This window comes from Labrenzia sp. THAF82 (assembly GCF_009363435.1).
Taxonomy (GTDB): domain Bacteria; phylum Pseudomonadota; class Alphaproteobacteria; order Rhizobiales; family Stappiaceae; genus Roseibium; species Roseibium porphyridii.
On record NZ_CP045354.1, the window covers coordinates 543,060 to 560,016 of the forward strand.

Sequence of the window (16,957 nt, forward strand, 5' to 3'; positions counted from 1 at the left end):
CTATTCAAGATCGCTTCCTCACCAGCCTTTACTGGCTCTTCCCGCGTAGGCCGTCGGATTGGTGACATCATGAATAGGAAGCGCAGCGGCCCCCAGCTCCGGCAGGTCATCGCGTGATGCACGAACGATGTTGGGCAGGGACCATTCATAGTCGTCGCCCAGGCCGTTTCCTTTCATCATGTGGTCGATGAAGCCATCCAGAATATCAGGATGCATTGTTCCTCCCACCACGATGGTTTCCGGATCGAAGGTTCTTGCGATCACCAGGCAGAGCCATTGAATTTGTTGCGCCGCGCGTTCGCGCCAGTCGTGAACGATGGGCAAGCCGAGATGCTCGTCGCCGATGTCGCTCAGTTTCTCAATCGGGTTGCCCGCTGCAGCAAGGGTATCGAACAAGTCTTGTCCCGAGGGGCGAGGCTTTGTTTTGGGAAACAGTCCTCCCCACTCCGCTGCACCCTTCAGTCTTCCCAAATGGGGATTCCCGCGTACGACTGCACCGCCGCCAATCCCGTAGGACAGCCAAATGTAGCAAAAGTCCTCAACATCCGTGCAAACCCCGTGATAGAGCTCGGCCAAACAGGCGGCCTTCGCATCGTTCATATGTTTGACGGGCATGTTGAAGTACGGCTCCAGATCCCTTTCGATACTAATGTTTGGCCAGTCCTTGAACTGCTGGATCCTCCTTACACGAGAAGGGTTCTCCGTGTACTGACCAGGATAGCTGACGCCGCAACCGGCCACGCGGCCATCGTCCAATCCGCAGTCGCCAATCTGCTGTCGGACACGTGTTCCTGCCGCGGTCATGATGGATTCGAAAGTCAGATCAGCCGGCTCGATTTCGTCATTGGTAATAATATCGCCCGCAGCATTGATCACACATGTCCGGATTTTATCAGGATCCAGATAAACGCCAGCTGAATAAAGGCCTGTCGGTTCAATCTTGAGAACCTTGGCGGGAAATCCCTTTTTGCCTTCACGGCCTGGATCAGATTCCTCGTACAGAATGCCACCTTCAACCATCGCGGTCGTAAGACGGGTAACAGTCGCTGGGTTGACCCCGAGCTTGCGAGCCAGATCTGCACGAGATTGCGGTCCAGATGTCCGGACACACGCAATTATGCGCCGAGAATTGAACCCCAAATCCAGTCCCATTGACATCGTCACCGCTCTTTCATTTTTCGATTTTGACTGCTCAACCAGAGCAACGTTGTCTCAAACCTCCTTGACATTCCGCAAGATCAATTATTAGCTTGCATTATGCAATATAATAATTGCAGGTCCTGCCGGTCCGAAAAAGCGGGCCAATCAGGCGTTACAAACGCCTAATAGATGGAGGAGAATATGAAGAAATTTCTTTTGGCCACCATGCTGTCTTCAAGCATGGCTGTTGCAGCCTCTACTGCCTTCGCCGACGGCTCTGTTACCGTTTATACGGCAGTACCGCAGAACTTCATTGACGCGCTTGTGCCTGTCTTTGAGGAAAAAACGGGAACTGAAGTTGAAATCATCAAGGCGGGCTCTGGAGAGCTTTTGAACCGCCTGACAGCAGAAGCGAACAACCCGGTTGCGGATGTGCTTTGGAGCGTTGATGGAACGGTCGTCGACTTCAACCCGGCACTGTTTCAGTCTTATGACGCTGAAGGTACGGATGCGCTTGCTGAAGGCATGAAGCCGAGTGAACTCTGGAGCCCGTTTACGGCTGTTGTCATGGCTTTCATCGTGAATGAAGGCAAACTCGGCGATTTGCCTGTTCCGACAAGTTGGGCGGAATTGTCTGATCCGAAATATGATGATGTCGTTTCGTCGGCCAAGGCGAATGCATCTGGTTCAGCCTACATCCAGCTTGCAACCGTCTTGCAGGCTTATGACACTGAAGAAGCCGGTTGGGAAACCTACAAAGGGCTACTCTCGAACTTTGTGCTTTCTGACAGCTCGGGTGCAGTTCCCCGGTTTGTCAACGACGGAGAACTGGCTGTCGGCGTAACGTTGGAAGACGCCGCGTTGCGCTATGTTGAGGGTGGTGGACCCGTTCAGATTGTCTACCCATCGGAAGGCACTGCAATCGTCCCGGATGCCATGACGCTTGTCGCCGGAGCACCAAATGCTGAAAACGGTAAGGCATTCCTGGACTTCATGCTTTCGAAAGAAGCTCAGGAAGTGGTCGCTCAGCAGGGAAGGCGCCCTGTTCGCGCGGATGTGGCCTCAAACCCTGCGCTCCAGCCCGTGAGTGAATTGCCGTCCGTCGGTTATGACGGAGCATGGGCGGCCGAGAACCGCAAGAAACTCGTTGCCCAATGGGAAGATCTTCTCCTTGACGTCCAATAACTGAGGTGCTGTGCTTGGCGGTTTGGCTGGGCCAAAGCCGCCAGGCACGCGCCGAAACTCCGAAATTTTTAGGAATTTATCATGGCGTCAGTTGAGATATCCGGGCTTCGAAAACTGTATGGCAGCGTGGTCGCGCTTTCGGACATTAATGTTTCCATTCCAAGCGGCACATTTTACACCCTGCTGGGCCCATCCGGCTGCGGCAAGACCACGTTGTTACGCACGATTGCTGGATTTCACAGCCAATCAGCTGGCGACATATCAGTGGATGGACGCTCCATTGGGCATTTGCCTGCCCACCAAAGGGATGTGGCCATGGTGTTCCAGGACTATGCGGTTTTCCCCCATCTCAGCGTCCGCGACAACATCGCTTTCGGCCTCAAGCAAAGACGCATCGAGGCAAACGAAATTCGGCAGCGGGTTGATCAGGTTATGGAGGTCGTTCAGCTCGGAAAATTTGCCGGCCGCATGCCTCATGAACTGTCTGGTGGCCAGCAGCAGAGAGTTGGCCTTGCTCGTGCAATTGTTGTGCGGCCGAAAGTGCTTTTGATGGATGAACCGCTGTCCAACCTCGACGCGAAACTTAGGGTCGATCTGCGTGCGGAACTCAGACGCATTCAGCAGGACCTAGGTGTCACGACAATCTACGTGACACATGATCAGGAAGAAGCCCTTGCGCTTTCAGATGTTGTTTGTGTCATGGAAGGTGGCGTCATTCAGCAGGCGGCTTCTCCGCTTGATGTGTATTTGCGGCCAGCCAATCGGTTTGTCGCGTCCTTTGTTGGCTCCAACAATTTCCTCGATGTCGAGCGCTCCGGTGCCGAGGCTGCCCTGAAATGCGGGAGCGAACAGATCCTGCTGGATCTGCCAAATCAGCATTCCGGTGATGTTGTGTGTGCGATCCGACCTGAAGACATAACCGTCATTCCAGGTAAACAGGGGTCCGCAACCGATCAATCTGAAATTTCGATCCCGGTCCGTATCAAAGAGGTAAGTTTCATTGGCCGGGAAATGGAAGTTTTTGGAACTACGGAGCAAGGTGAGATCCTTAAGTCCGTAAGCCGATCAGATCCAAGCGTAATTGATCTACCACTCGACAGTGACGCGCAATTTCGCATTGAGCGCCACAACCTTTCTTTTTTTGAGAAAGAAGCTCTCGGGAGCCGGATCGGATGAATTTGTCTCTGTCGCGTCAAAGACTCGATTTCTGGACAGTCGTCACGATCGCGATCATCGTGATGCTGTCGCTTCTCCTTATCCTGCCAATTTTGCGTGTCCTTTTGCTGGGATTCATTGATCCGGATACGGGGCAATTCACGCTCGGCAATTTCATCGAGGTTTTCACGCGGAACTACTACGTCAACGGCCTGAAAAATACACTGTTCGTAGGTGTCCTTGGAACAATTGGCGCGTGCCTGATCGGCGTCCCCTTGGCGTTCTTTACCACCAGGTTCATCGTCAAAGGCAAAGCACTGATCTCGACGCTTGCCATCCTGGTGCTGGTGTCTCCGCCGTTCATAGGCGCCTATGCCTGGATCATGATCCTGGGATCCAACGGCGTCGTTACCAACTTTTTTGGCAATTTCGGGCTGGATGTTCCCACGATTTATGGTGCTCATGGCATCATTCTGGTTTTTTCTCTCAAGTTCTTCCCGTTCATTTTCTTGATGACACAGACGGCGCTCAACGCCGTAAACAAATCGCTTGAGGACGCTGCGGAAAATCTCGGCTGCAGCCCCTGGCAGCGGTTTTACAAGATCACGCTTCCCCTGGTGTTTCCGGCTGTGAGCACCGGAGCAATTATCTGCTTCGTCCTGGCCATAGCGGACTTTGGCACACCCGCCATACTTGGGCGGGGATTTAGAACCCTGTCGACCATTGCATTGTCGGCTTACCGGTCTGAGCTCGGAGGCCCGCCAACCATGGCGGTGACCGTTTCAATCTTGATGATGGCAATTTCAATGTTGGCCCTGTTGGCTCAACGCCGGATTCTATCCAAACGGCGCTATGCAAGTTCCCTGACCAACCTTCCCGTGCCAGTGAGGCTCAAAGGCTGGAAGAACGCTCTTGTTCATGTCTTGAGCCATGGCATCGTCATCCTGGCGATGATCCCATCAGCGGTCGTGGTCTATACGTCGTTCCTTAAAACCAATGGCCCTGTCTTTGTTGGTGGCTTTGGTCTTGAGAGCTATCAACGCATCTGGCGAGATGCCCCCGAGGCGATAACGAACAGCTTTTTGTTCGCGATTACTGCGGTGGTCTTCATTACAATCGCATCCGGTCTGATCAGTTACGTCATCGTGCGACGGGAGACCAGGGCGGCGGCGTCAATCGATTTCCTGATGATGGTTCCCTATCTCGTGCCAGGCGTCGTCATGGCAATTGGCTTTGTCACCGTCTTCCGCAATGGATTTCCTGACGTATTCAGTGCCGCCACCTTGCTGATCATGATCTATTTCATCCGCCGGCTTCCCTACGGTGTTCGGTCCACGACGTCCAGCTTGCGGCAAATAAAACCTTCTCTGGAAGAAGCGGCCGTCAATTTGGGAGCAACCCCGCTCGGCGCGTTCATGAAAGTGACTGTGCCGCTCATTCTTCCAGGTATCATCGTCGGCTCACTTATGAGTTTCATCACAGCTATCAACGAGCTTTCATCCACCCTGATCATCTACGATTCAGGGACGATTACGATGCCTGTTCAGGTCTATGTGGCTGTTCTTGACGGCGAATTCGGCATTGCTGCTGCTTTGTCCACCATCCTGCTGCTCAGCACCGGCGTCTGTGTTTACGCAGTCTTCCGGTTCACTGAAAACCGTGACTCCGCGTTTCTCTAAGGTTTTCCATGAATATTGAAGTATTTTCACGCTGCAAATACCGCGACAATGATCGTCCCGGAGACGATGTTCCGCTTGTGTTGCCCGGTGTCTGTCTTGGCGTCTTCGATGGGGCAACGGATGTTCGCGGCAACGTTATCGCCGGAGTTCCCGCAGCCCGGTTGGCCGCACTCACCGCAGCAGAGGTGGTTTCAGAGCTGTTCTTAGACCGCAAGAATAGAGAGCTGCCGGCAAGGCAGCTCGTGGACCGGATTTGCGAAATGTATGCGGAGAAACTGGAACCGTTCGACCTGCCTCAGTTGCCTGCGACGACGCTGTCGCTGGCGATTGATTGCGGTGACCAATGGAGGCTCTTTTGTCTTGGCGACAGTGGAATCCGTCTCAACGCGGATACCATATTGAGGCACTCAAAACTGATCGATGATGTCGCAACACATGCTCGAGTGGCGCTGTTCAAACACCTGAGAGACGGTGGATCTGATCCTGAGACAACAGAATTGACCGCTCGCCGTGGAATTTTCCTGGGTTTGTCAGCGGCCGTTAGAGATGGCGTCCTGTCAGAAACGGCAGCTGACGAGATTATACATGACACAATCCGCTCACTGGATCTTGCTGCAGAAGCTGATGCGGTGCGCGATTTCTTGAAGTCCGGAATCTGTAAGCAGGGCATGTTTGCCAATGTTGAAGGAAGTGCGCTCTGTTACGACGTGCTGGCGAACGGCAGCCCAAAACTTGGCGACTGGATAGACGAACGAATTCCCAAATCTGAAATTCACACTATTGAAGTCTTCAGCGATGGCTATGCGACCTTGCCTTCCATACCGACAATTGCCGCTTGGGAAGAGGAATTTGAACGGGCGGAAGAGCTGGACTTTCATCGAATTTGTGATCTTGCGACCGTCAAAGGTGGCACAAAATCGGAATTTTTCGACGACAGAACTGTCGTTATTGCAGACTGCAATGTTGGTTGAGGTGCGCCTGCTGAACAGTACACCCGGAGCGGGAGCCAGAGGTGACACTCCGACTAGTTGAGGCAGGCTTTGAAGACTGCCCGATCGGCGCAGTTTCGTTCAGCCCTTCTGATTTCGTGTGCGGATGACCCGCCTGCAGGAATGCAGGGAAAAGCGTCAACAACACGATAGCAGATTGAAGTATTTGGCCGAGAGAAGCCTTGGCTCGTTCGAAAGGCGACGGTGACTAAGATGTTAACCGCCCGTTAAGCATTTTTAGACAAGACGGTGTAATTGCGAATTCCATGTTGACAGTTGAGCGAATTCAGCAAGTTCATCTTGTCATCTGGTCGCATGTATCGGCAAATATTCCTAGTCGTGTAAGCAGCAGGTGAAACATACAATATCTGCTGCCACTAAGACTGGAGGAAGCAGCATGATGCGGCGTCCAATGAAGTCGACATGCAACGGGCCGACATTATCACGCAACCTGCTTTTGGCGACAGCTACTTTCAGTTTGACGCTGGTTGGTGAGCCAAAAACAGTCCTGTCTCAAACCGTAGTGCCGCCAAGTTCCGGACCGTGTACCGTTTCAGGCACAAGCGCAACTTGTACCGGCGACGTTTCCAGCGGCATTGATGCCAATTCTCCTCTGACGTCTTTAACAGTTGAAAATGTCACCCAGGATATTGCGCCTGCTTCGGGTGTGGACGGCATCGAGTTTGAGAGTTCCGTTGCCCAAGACATCACAATCAATAGCGATACCGGATCGTTCTCAATTACGGCAACGGGCGGAGCGAACGGTATTGATGCCCGGCTCGGCACCTTCAGTGCCCGGGTCGATGGAGACATCAGCGTTACGTCCAATGGCAACGTTACCGGAGATCGGGATGGCATAAACACGGACCATTTCGGCGAGGGTACCCTCAGCGTTACGTCGACGGGCAACCTCACGGCGGGCAGCGGGAATGGCATCGACGCGAGCCATGAAGGCGAGGGCGATACCACTGTCACGTCCAAAGGCAACATTGATGCGGACAATGACGGTATCAACGCGTTCAACCGCAACAGCGGCAGTGTTTTTGTAACGTCAACCGGAAATATCACCGCCCGCACGGACATTGGCATTGATGCCACGGCCGGTTCAGGCGAGCAGGCGACGGTTACATCTACGGGAAACATTACGGCGGAAGACGAGGGCATCGAGGCCTCGGCAAGGCTCAATGTTACCGTGAACTCAACGGGGAACATTGTCTCAAGCACCGAAGACGGTATCGAAGCTGAAACAAGTCAACTTGTAGGCACGACTGGAACAACCAGCGTGACCTCGGTCGGCAATATCACCGCTGAGGAAGATGGCATCACAGCGGAAGCTGAAAGGGGAACGGTCGTCGTCAATTCCACCGGCGACATTACGGCGTCGACGGGCCATGGGGTTCAGTCCATCATAGGTTCTTCGGGTTCGAGCACTGTCAACTTGAACAGTGGGACAGTTCAAGGGGGAACCGGTTCTGGCAGCGGGGTTTCGCTGGAAAGTGTGTCTGGTGTTTCAAGCACGCTCAACAACGCGGCGACACTTTCTGCGCAATCAGGCCTTGCCGTTTCCGGCCAGGATGGCGACGACACGGTCAACAATACCGGCACAATCACTGGCAATGTGACCCTTGGTGCGGGAACCAACAGCTTCAACAACCAGTCGGGAGGAACATTCAATTCCGGGTCGACTGTTACGCTGGGTTCTGGCAACACCCTGACCAATGCCGGTAACCTGTCACCTGGTGGGGAATCGACCGTTGGCACGACCACTATCACCGGGAACCTTATTCAAACCAGCGCCGGTACCATGACAATAACAGTCGATACGACTGCAGGTTCTGCTGATCGTCTCAATGTGTCTGGAACGGCGACACTCGATGGATCGATTTCTCCGCATGTAATAAACCAATCGAGAGACGCTGTTTCTGTAACAATACTGTCTGCGACCGGTGGAACAACGAACTCCGGTGTCAGTCTTGCCGAAGTCAGTCCGGCATTTCAGGCAGGCCTTTCATTTCCAAACGCCAACGATGTCGTCCTGACCACTTCAATCGATTTTTCGGCCGGAGCCGGCAACGAAAATCAGCGCAGCATAGGCAATCGACTGAATGCCGCTTTCGATGCGGGACAGGGCGGTCTGCAACCTATCCTGAATGCCCTGTTGAACAACGTATCGAGCACCAGTGCTTATGAGGACGCGCTCGATCAGCTTTCGGCGGAAGTTTTCCTAAGCACCCAAACGGCTTCTCTTTTCGCGGCAAACAACTTTTCAAACCTCTTGTTTTCCTGCGACGTGGCAGGAGTGGGTCTGAGCGCCATCAACCAGGGCCAATGCGTTTGGGTCCAGCCCCGGGGTCGATTTACCCGGCAAGACAATGATGGCCAGTCAATCGGCTATGACGAGAATGCAGGCGGCATTGCCGGTGGTGCCCAGGTGTCTTTTGCACCCAACTGGTTCGCGGGAGTCGGGCTTGGATACGAAAGTGCTTCACTGAGCACAGATTCCAATGCGGATAGCACGAGCAATCGCTTCAGCGCCGGCGTTTCTGTCAAATACCAGAACGGTCCGCTCTTGTTGTCGACTGCGATAAGCGGTGGAATTGACGACTATGATACAGACCGAACCATCAATTTCGGTGGGCTCAACTTGGTCGCCACGTCCGGACACAGGGTTTCCCACGTCGCAGGAAAGATACGGGCTGCGTATTTGTTTGAACACGGGACCTGGTTCGCCAAACCGCAGCTCGACCTCGGTTTCACATATCTTCATCGAGGCAGTGTAACGGAACGCGGTGGAGGGGCGGCCAATCTGAGTGTTTCCGGCAGTTCCGACACGTACTATTCCATCACGCCCTCAGTGGAGTTGGGGAATGAGATCGTCCTGTCTGAGGGAGGCGTCCTAAGGCCTTTCGTACGTGCCGGTGTCAGCTTCTATCCAGACGATGACAGCAGCTTGTCTGCCGATTTTCTAAATGCTCCTGCGGGCGTCGGTTCGTTCACCAATTCGTCGGATTTCGGAAATGTGTTTGCCGATTTTTCCGTAGGCGCGACAGCCCTGTTTGAAAATGGCGCGGCCCTGAAACTCTCGTATGAAGGGGCACTGTCCTCAGATACGCAGCAACACGGGTTCCTGCTCAAAGGCAGCTTGGCTTTCTAAAGATTATGAGACGGAAACCAGCTCCGTTCCGACGCAAACACGATGCGTGAACACAACGTTCTGGACCAGCACTCACACGTAACCCTTATGCCAGTCCGGCAATGGCGCTGGCGAAGTCTTTGGCGGAGAATGGTTCCAGATCGGCGACACCCTCGCCAACACCGATGAAATGTACAGGCATGCCGTATTTTGCCGCAATGGCCACAAGAATTCCACCGCGTGCCGTTCCATCCAGTTTGGTCATGACAAGGCCCGTCACTCCGGCGACTTTACCGAAGATTTCAACTTGATTGAGCGCGTTCTGACCGGTGGTGGCATCCAGTGTGAGCAGAACCGTGTGCGGCGCGTCCGGATCGTGTTTCTTGATGACGCGGATGACCTTTTCAAGCTCATCCATCAGTTCCGCCTTGTTCTGAAGACGTCCTGCGGTGTCGATTAAAAGAACGTCTGCCTGCTTTTCTTTCGCTTCCTGCATGGCGTCGAAGGCCAGACCTGCTGCATCGGCACCGGTGTCGCGGGCCACGACTTCAGCGCCGGTGCGCTGACCCCAGATTTTCAACTGCTCAACAGCGGCAGCCCGAAACGTGTCTCCTGCAGCCAGAATGACTTTCTTGCCGCCCGCTCTCAGTTGCTGTGACAGTTTGCCGATCGTGGTTGTCTTACCGGTGCCATTGACACCAACCATCAGAACAACGTGAGGCGATTTTCCAGTTTCAAGGTCAAGCGGTTTGGCGACGGGTTCCAGTACCTTCTCCACTTCTTCAGAGAGGATGGCCCTGACTTCCTCAGGCGAAATTTCCTTGTTGTAACGTCCATCAGACAACCGGTCGGTGATTGCCATTGCGGTATCAACGCCAAGGTCCGCCTGGATCAGAATGTCTTCAAGTTCCTCCAGCATGGAGGCGTCCAACTTGCGCTTGGTGAAGATGGAGGCAATGCCTTCGGTCAGCGAAGAGGACGAACGTGAAAGACCGCTTTTGAGACGCTGGAACCAGGATAGCTTCGGTTCTTCCGATGGTGTTGGCGGTGCGATCTCAGGATCGGACTCAGCATCAAGCGAAACATCCGTCGGCAGTATATCCTGCATCGACGGTGTTGAGGATGGGACCGAGGACATTGTCCGCCCGAGGTTCTGAGCAGCATCCAGGGGCATGGGTTGTGGCGGCACATTCAAGGCTGCGACTGGCTGGACTTCCATCTCGACGTCAACAGTCGGGTCAACTTCGCTTGTTGCATCGGAGAGGGGGTCTGCAACGGGTGTCTCAGCCGAGGCTTCGGCCTGGTCTTCAGAAGGCTCCTTGCCGCCGAACAGCCGTCCAAGAAATCCGCGCTTTTTCTCGCTCATGAAACCGCCTTAAAACTGCTGTCGCTGCTTATGCCGCTTTGGAAAGGGCTTCGCCCAGAAGATGTCGACCGGTATGACCGATTATTCTGGTTTCGACAATCTCTCCCGCTATACCACCTGCCAGTTCCACCTGAGTGAATTGCTCGGTGCGGCCAAGCCCTTCCTTCTCGACAAGGACGGGCCTGGTCTTGCCGACCTCTGAAGTCAGATGTGTGATCAGGGCGTCGGCACCTTTGGCGCGCAAGCGCGCGCCCCGTTCCTTGACAATATTGCGCGGCAATTGCGGCATGCGGGCCGCGGGCGTTCCAGGACGTGGTGAAAACGGGAAAACGTGAAGATGCGTCAAGCCGCATTCGTCGACGATTTTCAGCGAGTTTTCGAACATTGCCTCGGTTTCTGTTGGAAACCCGGCAATGATGTCTGCACCGAAAACCACATCCGGCCGCACATGCCTGACTTCCTCACAAAAGCGGATGGTGTCTTCGCGAAGGTGGCGCCGTTTCATCCGTTTCAAGATCATGTCGTCGCCTGCCTGCAGCGACAGGTGAAAATGCGGCATCAGCCGTTCGTCTTCACCGATCACCCGCATCAGATCCTCGTCGGCCTCGATGCTGTCAATGGACGACAGACGCAGGCGTTTGAGAGCGGGCACCATTTTCAGGATCTTGGCCGTCAGCGTGCCGAGTTTCGGAGTGCCCGGCAAGTCTGCGCCATAGGAGGTGATATCGACACCGGTCAGGACAATCTCGTTGTAGCCATTCGATACGAGGCGCTTGATCTGATCAATCACGACGCCCATCGGCACGGAGCGTGAATTGCCGCGGCCATAGGGAATAATACAAAACGTGCACCGGTGGTCGCATCCGTTCTGGACCTGAACAAAGGCGCGCGCGCGGCCTGTAAGGCCGTCGATCAGGTGGCCCGCCGTTTCTTCGACACTCATGATGTCGTTGACGCGTACCCGCTCGGAACCTGAAATACCGAACGCGGCAACGTCTTGATAGGATTTGCGTTCCAGCTTTTCCGTATTGCCGAGGACAAGATCCACTTCCTCCATTTCGGAGAAGGTTTCGGTTTCGGTCTGCGCGGCGCATCCGGTAACAATCACGCGGGCGTTCGGGTTATCACGCTTGGCCTTTCGAACGGCCTGCCGTGCCTGCCGTACAGCTTCGTTCGTGACAGCGCACGTGTTGATCAGAATCGCGTCTTTGAGGCCAGCAGCCTCCGCCTCACGTTTCATCACTTCCGACTCGTAGGAATTGAGGCGGCAACCAAAAGTCACGACGTCAATGCTCATGAGGCCGCCTCCGCCTCCGTCGAAGCGTCGCCGGCTCCAGTCTTGCGCCAGGTGAGTGTTTCAAAATCGACTTCACCTTCGAATTCCACTTCGGTCAGGCCGGTCATGAGGACGTGTTCGTCGCTCTCCCGCCATTCAATGCCGATCGGTCCACCGGGAAGATGAATGGTGGTTTTGCGACCGGTCTTGCCATCGCGTGCGGCGGCAACCCCGACAGCGCAAGCCGCTGTGCCGCACGCGAGCGTTAATCCAACACCGCGTTCCCAGACTTTTACCCGGATGTGATCTTCATCAAAAATGTGAGCCAGCGAGATGTTGGCGCCTTCGGGGAAAATCGGATGTTGCTCGAGCAAAGGGCCGAACCGCTCCAACTCATATCCTTCAACATCGTCGACCCAGAAGATCGCATGCGGATTGCCCATGCTGACAGCTGCCGGTGTGTGCAGGACCGGATCGTCGATCGGTCCGATCTGCAGCTCAATCGCGCGCGTGTCGGCAAATTCCTCGGCAAGCGGGATCTGATCCCACTCAAAGCGCGGTTTCCCCATGTCGACTGTAACGGTACGCGGACCCTCGGCATCAAAGGCATGCAGCAGCCCGGCCGCCGTCTCGATCGTTACCAGGTCCTTGCCGGCTTCTTCCATGAGAAGACGGCCAATGCAGCGTGTGGCGTTGCCGCAGGCGGACACCTCGCCACCGTTCTGATTGTGAATGCGCATGAATGCATCAACGCCAAATGAGGACCGCTCAACGGTGATCATCTGATCGAAGCCAATACCGGTTTCCCGGTCGCCAAGACGTGCGACGACTTCCGGGGACAAGCGCAAGGGATCTACCCGTGCGTCCCAGACCACGAAATCATTGCCAAGGCCATTCATCTTCAAAAAGGGTCTGGTTTCAGACGCCATACCGAGTGCACTTCGAAGGTTTGAGTGGGGTTACGCCTGACGTTTCCGTCAGACAGTTGCTCTTATATGGCTGAAAACACCGTAAATTACCAGTGGCACGCCTCTGGAAGCAGCTATGCATTTGGCCGGCCGGCCTTCGTGTCGCTGGTGTCAGAGGTGCTGCGCGCTGAAGGTGTCGCAAACTTCAAGCTGGCCGGATTGAAAGCCTTTGCGAAACCAGCGGACACGCTGTGCCGAGGTTCCGTGGTTGAAACTTTCTGGCACCACATATCCTTGGGCCTGCCGTTGCAGCGTGTCGTCACCAATGCGGCTGGCCGCGTTCAACGCTTCCTCGATGTCACCATCTTCGACGAAACCGCGCTGCCTGGCAGCAAAGTGAGCCCAGATGCCCGCATAACAGTCAGCCTGAAGTTCAACCCGCACCGACAACGCATTGCCTTCCGCCTTGCTCAAGGTTTTGCGAACCTTGTGGAATTCCGGCAATACGCCCAGTACGTTCTGAATATGATGGCCGACTTCATGGGCAAGGACATAGGCCTGAGCGAAGTCTCCAGGTGCGTTCAGCTGGTTGGCCAAGCGTTGATAAAAGGAAAGGTCGATATAGAGCTTGTCATCCGCGCTGCAGTAAAACGGTCCCGTTGCAGCGCTTGCAAATCCACATGCCGACGAGACGGAACCGGAGAACAGAACAAGGGTCGGTTCAGGATAGCTGCCACCATGACCTTCAAATATACGTCCCCAGGTTTCCTCCGTGTCGGCGAGCACGACTGAAACAAATTGAGCAGTTTCGCCGTCCGCAGGCCTGCTCGGTGCCTGGCTCTGGTAAGACGGTGTTTCGAATCCTCCGCCACCATCCAGCTGCGACAGAAGTGTGAGCGGATTGATGCCCATCAACCAGGCAATTCCGACCACGACAAGTATGCCGGTGACACCCAAGCCACCACCGGTTCGCATTCTGCGTACACCGGTCGATCTTGCCCGCCGCCGGCCGCTGCGACCACGTCTGTCATCAATGTTGCTGCTGCCGCGTCGGCCTTTCCATCGCATGGCACGTCATACCTTGTCTGAGTATCCGCTCCCGATATACCAGATCGATCCATGTGGTTGTCATGCATTAGTCCGAATGACAGCTTTTTCGGTGGCCGGAAAGATGATCCACTCTAAAGTGGCGGTCAGATCGTCAATGCCTGCAACAGATAAATGGAAGTTCAATGACCCGGTCGGAGCCGCTTGATGGAACATATGACTATATCATCATTGGTGCCGGGACGGCCGGATGTGTGCTTGCAAACCGTCTGAGCGAAGATCCGTCGGTTCGGGTTCTCCTTCTGGAAGCCGGCGGATCGGACAGTTACCATTGGGTCCAGATCCCGGTGGGATATCTTTACTGCATCGGCAACCCGCGCACAGACTGGATGATGAAGACGGCCGCCGAGCCCGGACTGAACGGCCGCAGCCTCGTCTACCCGCGCGGCAAGGTTCTTGGCGGATGTTCCTCGGTAAACGGCATGATCTACATGCGCGGCCAGGCTGCCGACTATGACCACTGGCGGCAGCTGGGAAACGTCGGCTGGTCCTGGGAGGACGTTCTACCGTATTTCCTGAAATCGGAGGACCATCATGCTGGTTCCACCGGGCTGCATGGGGCGGGCGGTGAGTGGAAGGTATCCAAGCAGCGGGTCAGTTGGGACATCCTTCATGCCGTGCAAACAGGCGCTCGGGAATTCGGCATCGAACCACGCAGCGATTTCAATGACGGCAACAATGAGGGCAGTGGTTTCTTTGAAGTGAATCAGAAGAACGGCGTGCGTTGGAACACTGCGCGAGGGTTTTTGAAGCCGGCTTTGAAACGCCCAAATCTGAGGCTGATTACACACGCCGAAACAAAGAGCCTCATACTTGATGGCAAACGGGTCAAAGGCGTCCGGTTTCAACACAAAGGACGTTCTCTAGAGGCTGTTGCAGAACGCGAGGTTCTGCTTGCCGCAGGTGCGATCAACTCGCCCAAGATCATGGAGCTATCCGGGATCGGCTCGGGACGGGTCTTGAAAGACCAGGGGATTGACGTTCTTCACGAGCGGACCGGCATTGGTGAAAACCTTCAGGACCATTTGCAAATCCGGACGGTCTACAAGGTCAAGAACGTCAAAACGTTGAATACGCTTGCGAACAGCCTGTTCGGCAAGGCAAAAATTGCGTTGCAATACGCACTCACACAATCGGGTCCGATGTCCATGGCGCCCAGCCAGTTCGGCATGTTTACAAAGTCGGATCCGGCTCTGGATACTCCCGATCTTGAGTATCACGTGCAGCCGCTTTCGACGGACAAATTGGGAGATCCGCTTCATCCCTTCCCGGCGATCACAATGTCGGTCTGCAATCTCAGACCTGAAAGTGTCGGCTCCGTTCATGTCAGAAGCAAAGAACTCGCCGACCAGCCAGATATCCGGCTCAATTATCTATCGAGCCAAAGAGACAAGGACGTTGCCTTGAAATCCGTGCGTCAGGCGCGTCAGATCATGACTGCAAAGGCACTGGAAACCTACCAGCCGCAAGAAATTCTTCCCGGTCCCGAAGTCGCCGATGATGCAACATTGCTGGAAAAGATAGGTGATATCGGAACGACGATATTTCACCCGGTGGGAACCTGCCGGATGGGCAGCGACGAGGCGAGTGTCGTTGATCCGCAGCTTCGGGTGCGCGGTCTTGAGGGATTGCGCGTGATTGACGCGTCGATCATGCCGAAAATCGTCTCTGGCAATACTGCATCACCGGTGATCATGATCGCCGAAAAAGCGGCCGATATGATCCGTTCTTGAGACATTTTACGCGTCTGAGCCACGAAGAATTTTGATCGTTCCCTTCAGGGGTCTTCGTGTCTCGTGACGGCTTTTGGGGCCATATATTTTTCCCGCTCGGAAGCCATTGCTTTCTGCCACTCTGCTCTCAGCAAATCCATACGCTGGGGGATCCTGTCCCGCAGCACATTCGCGGCGTTGATCCGCTCTGTTCGAAAGTATCGGAATGCCGACCTGAGCTCGCACCACGAGGCAATGATCCGGCCGGCGTCCCGATAGCCGAGTAGCAATGGCCAGATGGTTCGTTCGGATGTTGAGCCCTTGTCATCGCGATAGGAGATCCAGATCTTGTTGCGATTGCGGATCGCTGCCCGAATTCTGGATGAATCCAGGCCTTCCTTGGGTGGTTCGACAGGCGCAACATTGGTCGAGGGCGCGTCAAAAAACGTTTCAGAACCTGAGGGCGCTATTGCCTCAAGTTTGGATATGAGATTGGCAGCAGCATTTGCCAGTTCAGGCTCTCCACGCGTGGCGACCCATTGAGCTCCCAGAACAGCGGCCTCAATCTCGTCCAGGGTCAGCATAAGAGGCGGCATGTGAAACCCGGGTTCGAGCACATAACCAATCCCGGCTTCGCCGCGGATCGGGACGTTTTGCGCCATCAGCGCAGCAATATCGCGATATACGGTTCTTTTCGAGACCTCGAGTTGTTCTCCGATGACCTCAGCGGAGATGGGATGCCGTGACCGCCTGAGCACTTCGATCAGTTCGAACAAACGGTCCCCGCGCCTCATCGCGATGTCCCTTCAAACAATGTCTGACATGCTGACATGATGCTGACAATACGTTGGCAGCAGCCGGATGTTAAGTCTTGGCATAGCTTCAATGTCAGAAGGCAATTGCTATGGAACTCAAGGGAAGCTGTTGTTGTGGCGCCGTTCAATTCGTCATTGATGAACGGCCGACCATGATGGGCAAATGCCACTGCTCAAGATGCCGTAAACTGGGGACTTCGACTATGGTGTTTGTAAAACGCGAGCAGTTCAGGCTTGTCAGCGGTGCGGACGACATTCAAACCGTCGAACCAGAGCCGCCCTACAAATATGTCCGGTCTTATTGCCGGTCTTGCGGAACATCCTTGGGAGAACCGCTCTCCAAGGATGATACGTTCCCCATCAACGCGCATTGCCTTGATGATGATCCCGGCATTCGCACTTCATTTCACGAATTCGTCGCTGAAAAACCAGAATGGGCACCAGGGCCTCAAGACGAAAAAGCCTAGTGCCTATCGGCGTTTAAAGAGATCG

The 16,957-nt window shown here is 54.8% G+C and carries 13 protein-coding genes; 7 read left to right on the top strand and 6 right to left on the bottom strand.

Annotation, left to right across the window (positions count from 1 at the left end; all coding sequences use genetic code 11):
- Nucleotides 1–18: 18 nt before the first annotated feature.
- A complete protein-coding gene (locus tag FIV00_RS02615; RefSeq protein ID WP_209006787.1) occupies nucleotides 19–1,152 on the bottom strand; it encodes an ROK family transcriptional regulator in 1,134 nt (377 codons plus the stop codon).
- A gap of 189 nt (nucleotides 1,153–1,341) precedes the next feature.
- On the opposite strand from FIV00_RS02615, the gene FIV00_RS02620 reads away from it, so the two are divergent.
- The 5 genes from FIV00_RS02620 (at nucleotide 1,342) to FIV00_RS02640 (ending at nucleotide 9,302) form a co-directional block, all read left to right on the top strand.
- The gene (locus FIV00_RS02620) at nucleotides 1,342–2,325 is read left to right on the top strand and encodes an extracellular solute-binding protein (protein WP_152499360.1); all 984 of its coding nucleotides are present in this window, start codon (nucleotides 1,342–1,344) and stop codon (nucleotides 2,323–2,325) included.
- A gap of 81 nt (nucleotides 2,326–2,406) precedes the next feature.
- Nucleotides 2,407–3,501, top strand: a complete 1,095-nt coding sequence (locus tag FIV00_RS02625; RefSeq protein WP_152499361.1) for an ABC transporter ATP-binding protein — start codon at nucleotides 2,407–2,409, stop codon at nucleotides 3,499–3,501.
- Nucleotides 3,498–5,159 (top strand): iron ABC transporter permease, encoded by a 1,662-nt coding sequence (locus FIV00_RS02630; protein WP_152499362.1) that lies wholly within the window; start codon nucleotides 3,498–3,500, stop codon nucleotides 5,157–5,159. Before FIV00_RS02625 ends, FIV00_RS02630 begins: the two co-directional genes overlap by 4 nt.
- 8 nt (nucleotides 5,160–5,167) lie before the next feature.
- A complete protein-coding gene (locus FIV00_RS02635) occupies nucleotides 5,168–6,130 on the top strand; it encodes a hypothetical protein (RefSeq protein ID WP_152499363.1) in 963 nt (320 codons plus the stop codon).
- A gap of 415 nt (nucleotides 6,131–6,545) precedes the next feature.
- Nucleotides 6,546–9,302, top strand: a complete 2,757-nt coding sequence (locus FIV00_RS02640) for an autotransporter domain-containing protein (protein WP_152499364.1) — start codon at nucleotides 6,546–6,548, stop codon at nucleotides 9,300–9,302.
- 85 nt (nucleotides 9,303–9,387) lie between these two features.
- Here the strand turns inward: FIV00_RS02640 and ftsY are convergent, their stop codons facing one another.
- From ftsY to FIV00_RS02660, 4 genes are all read right to left on the bottom strand, one after another.
- Complete coding sequence (gene ftsY, locus FIV00_RS02645) at nucleotides 9,388–10,647, bottom strand: signal recognition particle-docking protein FtsY (RefSeq protein WP_152499365.1); 1,260 nt, start codon at nucleotides 10,645–10,647, stop codon at nucleotides 9,388–9,390.
- Between the two features lie 28 nt (nucleotides 10,648–10,675).
- Nucleotides 10,676–11,944: a tRNA (N(6)-L-threonylcarbamoyladenosine(37)-C(2))-methylthiotransferase MtaB gene (gene mtaB / locus FIV00_RS02650; RefSeq protein WP_152499366.1), complete on the bottom strand. Its 1,269-nt coding sequence runs from the start codon at nucleotides 11,942–11,944 to the stop codon at nucleotides 10,676–10,678.
- Nucleotides 11,941–12,852, bottom strand: a complete 912-nt coding sequence (dapF, locus tag FIV00_RS02655; protein ID WP_152499367.1) for a diaminopimelate epimerase — start codon at nucleotides 12,850–12,852, stop codon at nucleotides 11,941–11,943. Before dapF ends, mtaB begins: the two co-directional genes overlap by 4 nt.
- Before the next feature lie 150 nt (nucleotides 12,853–13,002).
- Nucleotides 13,003–13,899: a neutral zinc metallopeptidase gene (locus FIV00_RS02660; protein WP_152499368.1), complete on the bottom strand. Its 897-nt coding sequence runs from the start codon at nucleotides 13,897–13,899 to the stop codon at nucleotides 13,003–13,005.
- 164 nt (nucleotides 13,900–14,063) lie between these two features.
- On the opposite strand from FIV00_RS02660, the gene FIV00_RS02665 reads away from it, so the two are divergent.
- Entirely contained in the window at nucleotides 14,064–15,671 is a 1,608-nt protein-coding gene (locus FIV00_RS02665; RefSeq protein WP_152499369.1) for a GMC family oxidoreductase, read from the top strand.
- 44 nt (nucleotides 15,672–15,715) lie between these two features.
- Here the strand turns inward: FIV00_RS02665 and FIV00_RS02670 are convergent, their stop codons facing one another.
- Nucleotides 15,716–16,444 carry a YafY family protein gene (locus FIV00_RS02670; RefSeq protein ID WP_152499370.1) on the bottom strand — a complete coding sequence of 243 codons (729 nt, stop codon included), beginning with the start codon at nucleotides 16,442–16,444 and terminating at the stop codon, nucleotides 15,716–15,718.
- A gap of 224 nt (nucleotides 16,445–16,668) precedes the next feature.
- Between FIV00_RS02670 and FIV00_RS02675 the strand changes: the two genes are divergently transcribed.
- Nucleotides 16,669–16,932, top strand: a complete 264-nt coding sequence (locus FIV00_RS02675) for a GFA family protein (RefSeq protein ID WP_247649328.1) — start codon at nucleotides 16,669–16,671, stop codon at nucleotides 16,930–16,932.
- Nucleotides 16,933–16,957 lie beyond the last annotated feature (25 nt).

What these genes read in the sequence shown, in the direction of transcription:
- FIV00_RS02630 (WP_152499362.1), top strand. Translation starts at nt 3,498, where the DNA reads ATGAATTTGTCTCTGTCGCGTCAAAGACTCGATTTCTGGACAGTCGTC.
- FIV00_RS02635 (WP_152499363.1), top strand. Translation starts at nt 5,168, where the DNA reads ATGAATATTGAAGTATTTTCACGCTGCAAATACCGCGACAATGATCGT.
- ftsY (WP_152499365.1), bottom strand. Translation starts at nt 10,647, where the DNA reads ATGAGCGAGAAAAAGCGCGGATTTCTTGGACGGCTGTTCGGCGGCAAG.
- FIV00_RS02665 (WP_152499369.1), top strand. Translation starts at nt 14,064, where the DNA reads ATGACCCGGTCGGAGCCGCTTGATGGAACATATGACTATATCATCATT.
- FIV00_RS02615 (WP_209006787.1), bottom strand. Translation starts at nt 1,152, where the DNA reads ATGGGACTGGATTTGGGGTTCAATTCTCGGCGCATAATTGCGTGTGTC.
- mtaB (WP_152499366.1), bottom strand. Translation starts at nt 11,944, where the DNA reads ATGAGCATTGACGTCGTGACTTTTGGTTGCCGCCTCAATTCCTACGAG.
- FIV00_RS02670 (WP_152499370.1), bottom strand. Translation starts at nt 16,444, where the DNA reads ATGAGGCGCGGGGACCGTTTGTTCGAACTGATCGAAGTGCTCAGGCGG.
- dapF (WP_152499367.1), bottom strand. Translation starts at nt 12,852, where the DNA reads ATGGCGTCTGAAACCAGACCCTTTTTGAAGATGAATGGCCTTGGCAAT.
- FIV00_RS02640 (WP_152499364.1), top strand. Translation starts at nt 6,546, where the DNA reads ATGATGCGGCGTCCAATGAAGTCGACATGCAACGGGCCGACATTATCA.
- FIV00_RS02660 (WP_152499368.1), bottom strand. Translation starts at nt 13,899, where the DNA reads ATGCGATGGAAAGGCCGACGCGGCAGCAGCAACATTGATGACAGACGT.
- FIV00_RS02675 (WP_247649328.1), top strand. Translation starts at nt 16,669, where the DNA reads ATGGTGTTTGTAAAACGCGAGCAGTTCAGGCTTGTCAGCGGTGCGGAC.
- FIV00_RS02625 (WP_152499361.1), top strand. Translation starts at nt 2,407, where the DNA reads ATGGCGTCAGTTGAGATATCCGGGCTTCGAAAACTGTATGGCAGCGTG.
- FIV00_RS02620 (WP_152499360.1), top strand. Translation starts at nt 1,342, where the DNA reads ATGAAGAAATTTCTTTTGGCCACCATGCTGTCTTCAAGCATGGCTGTT.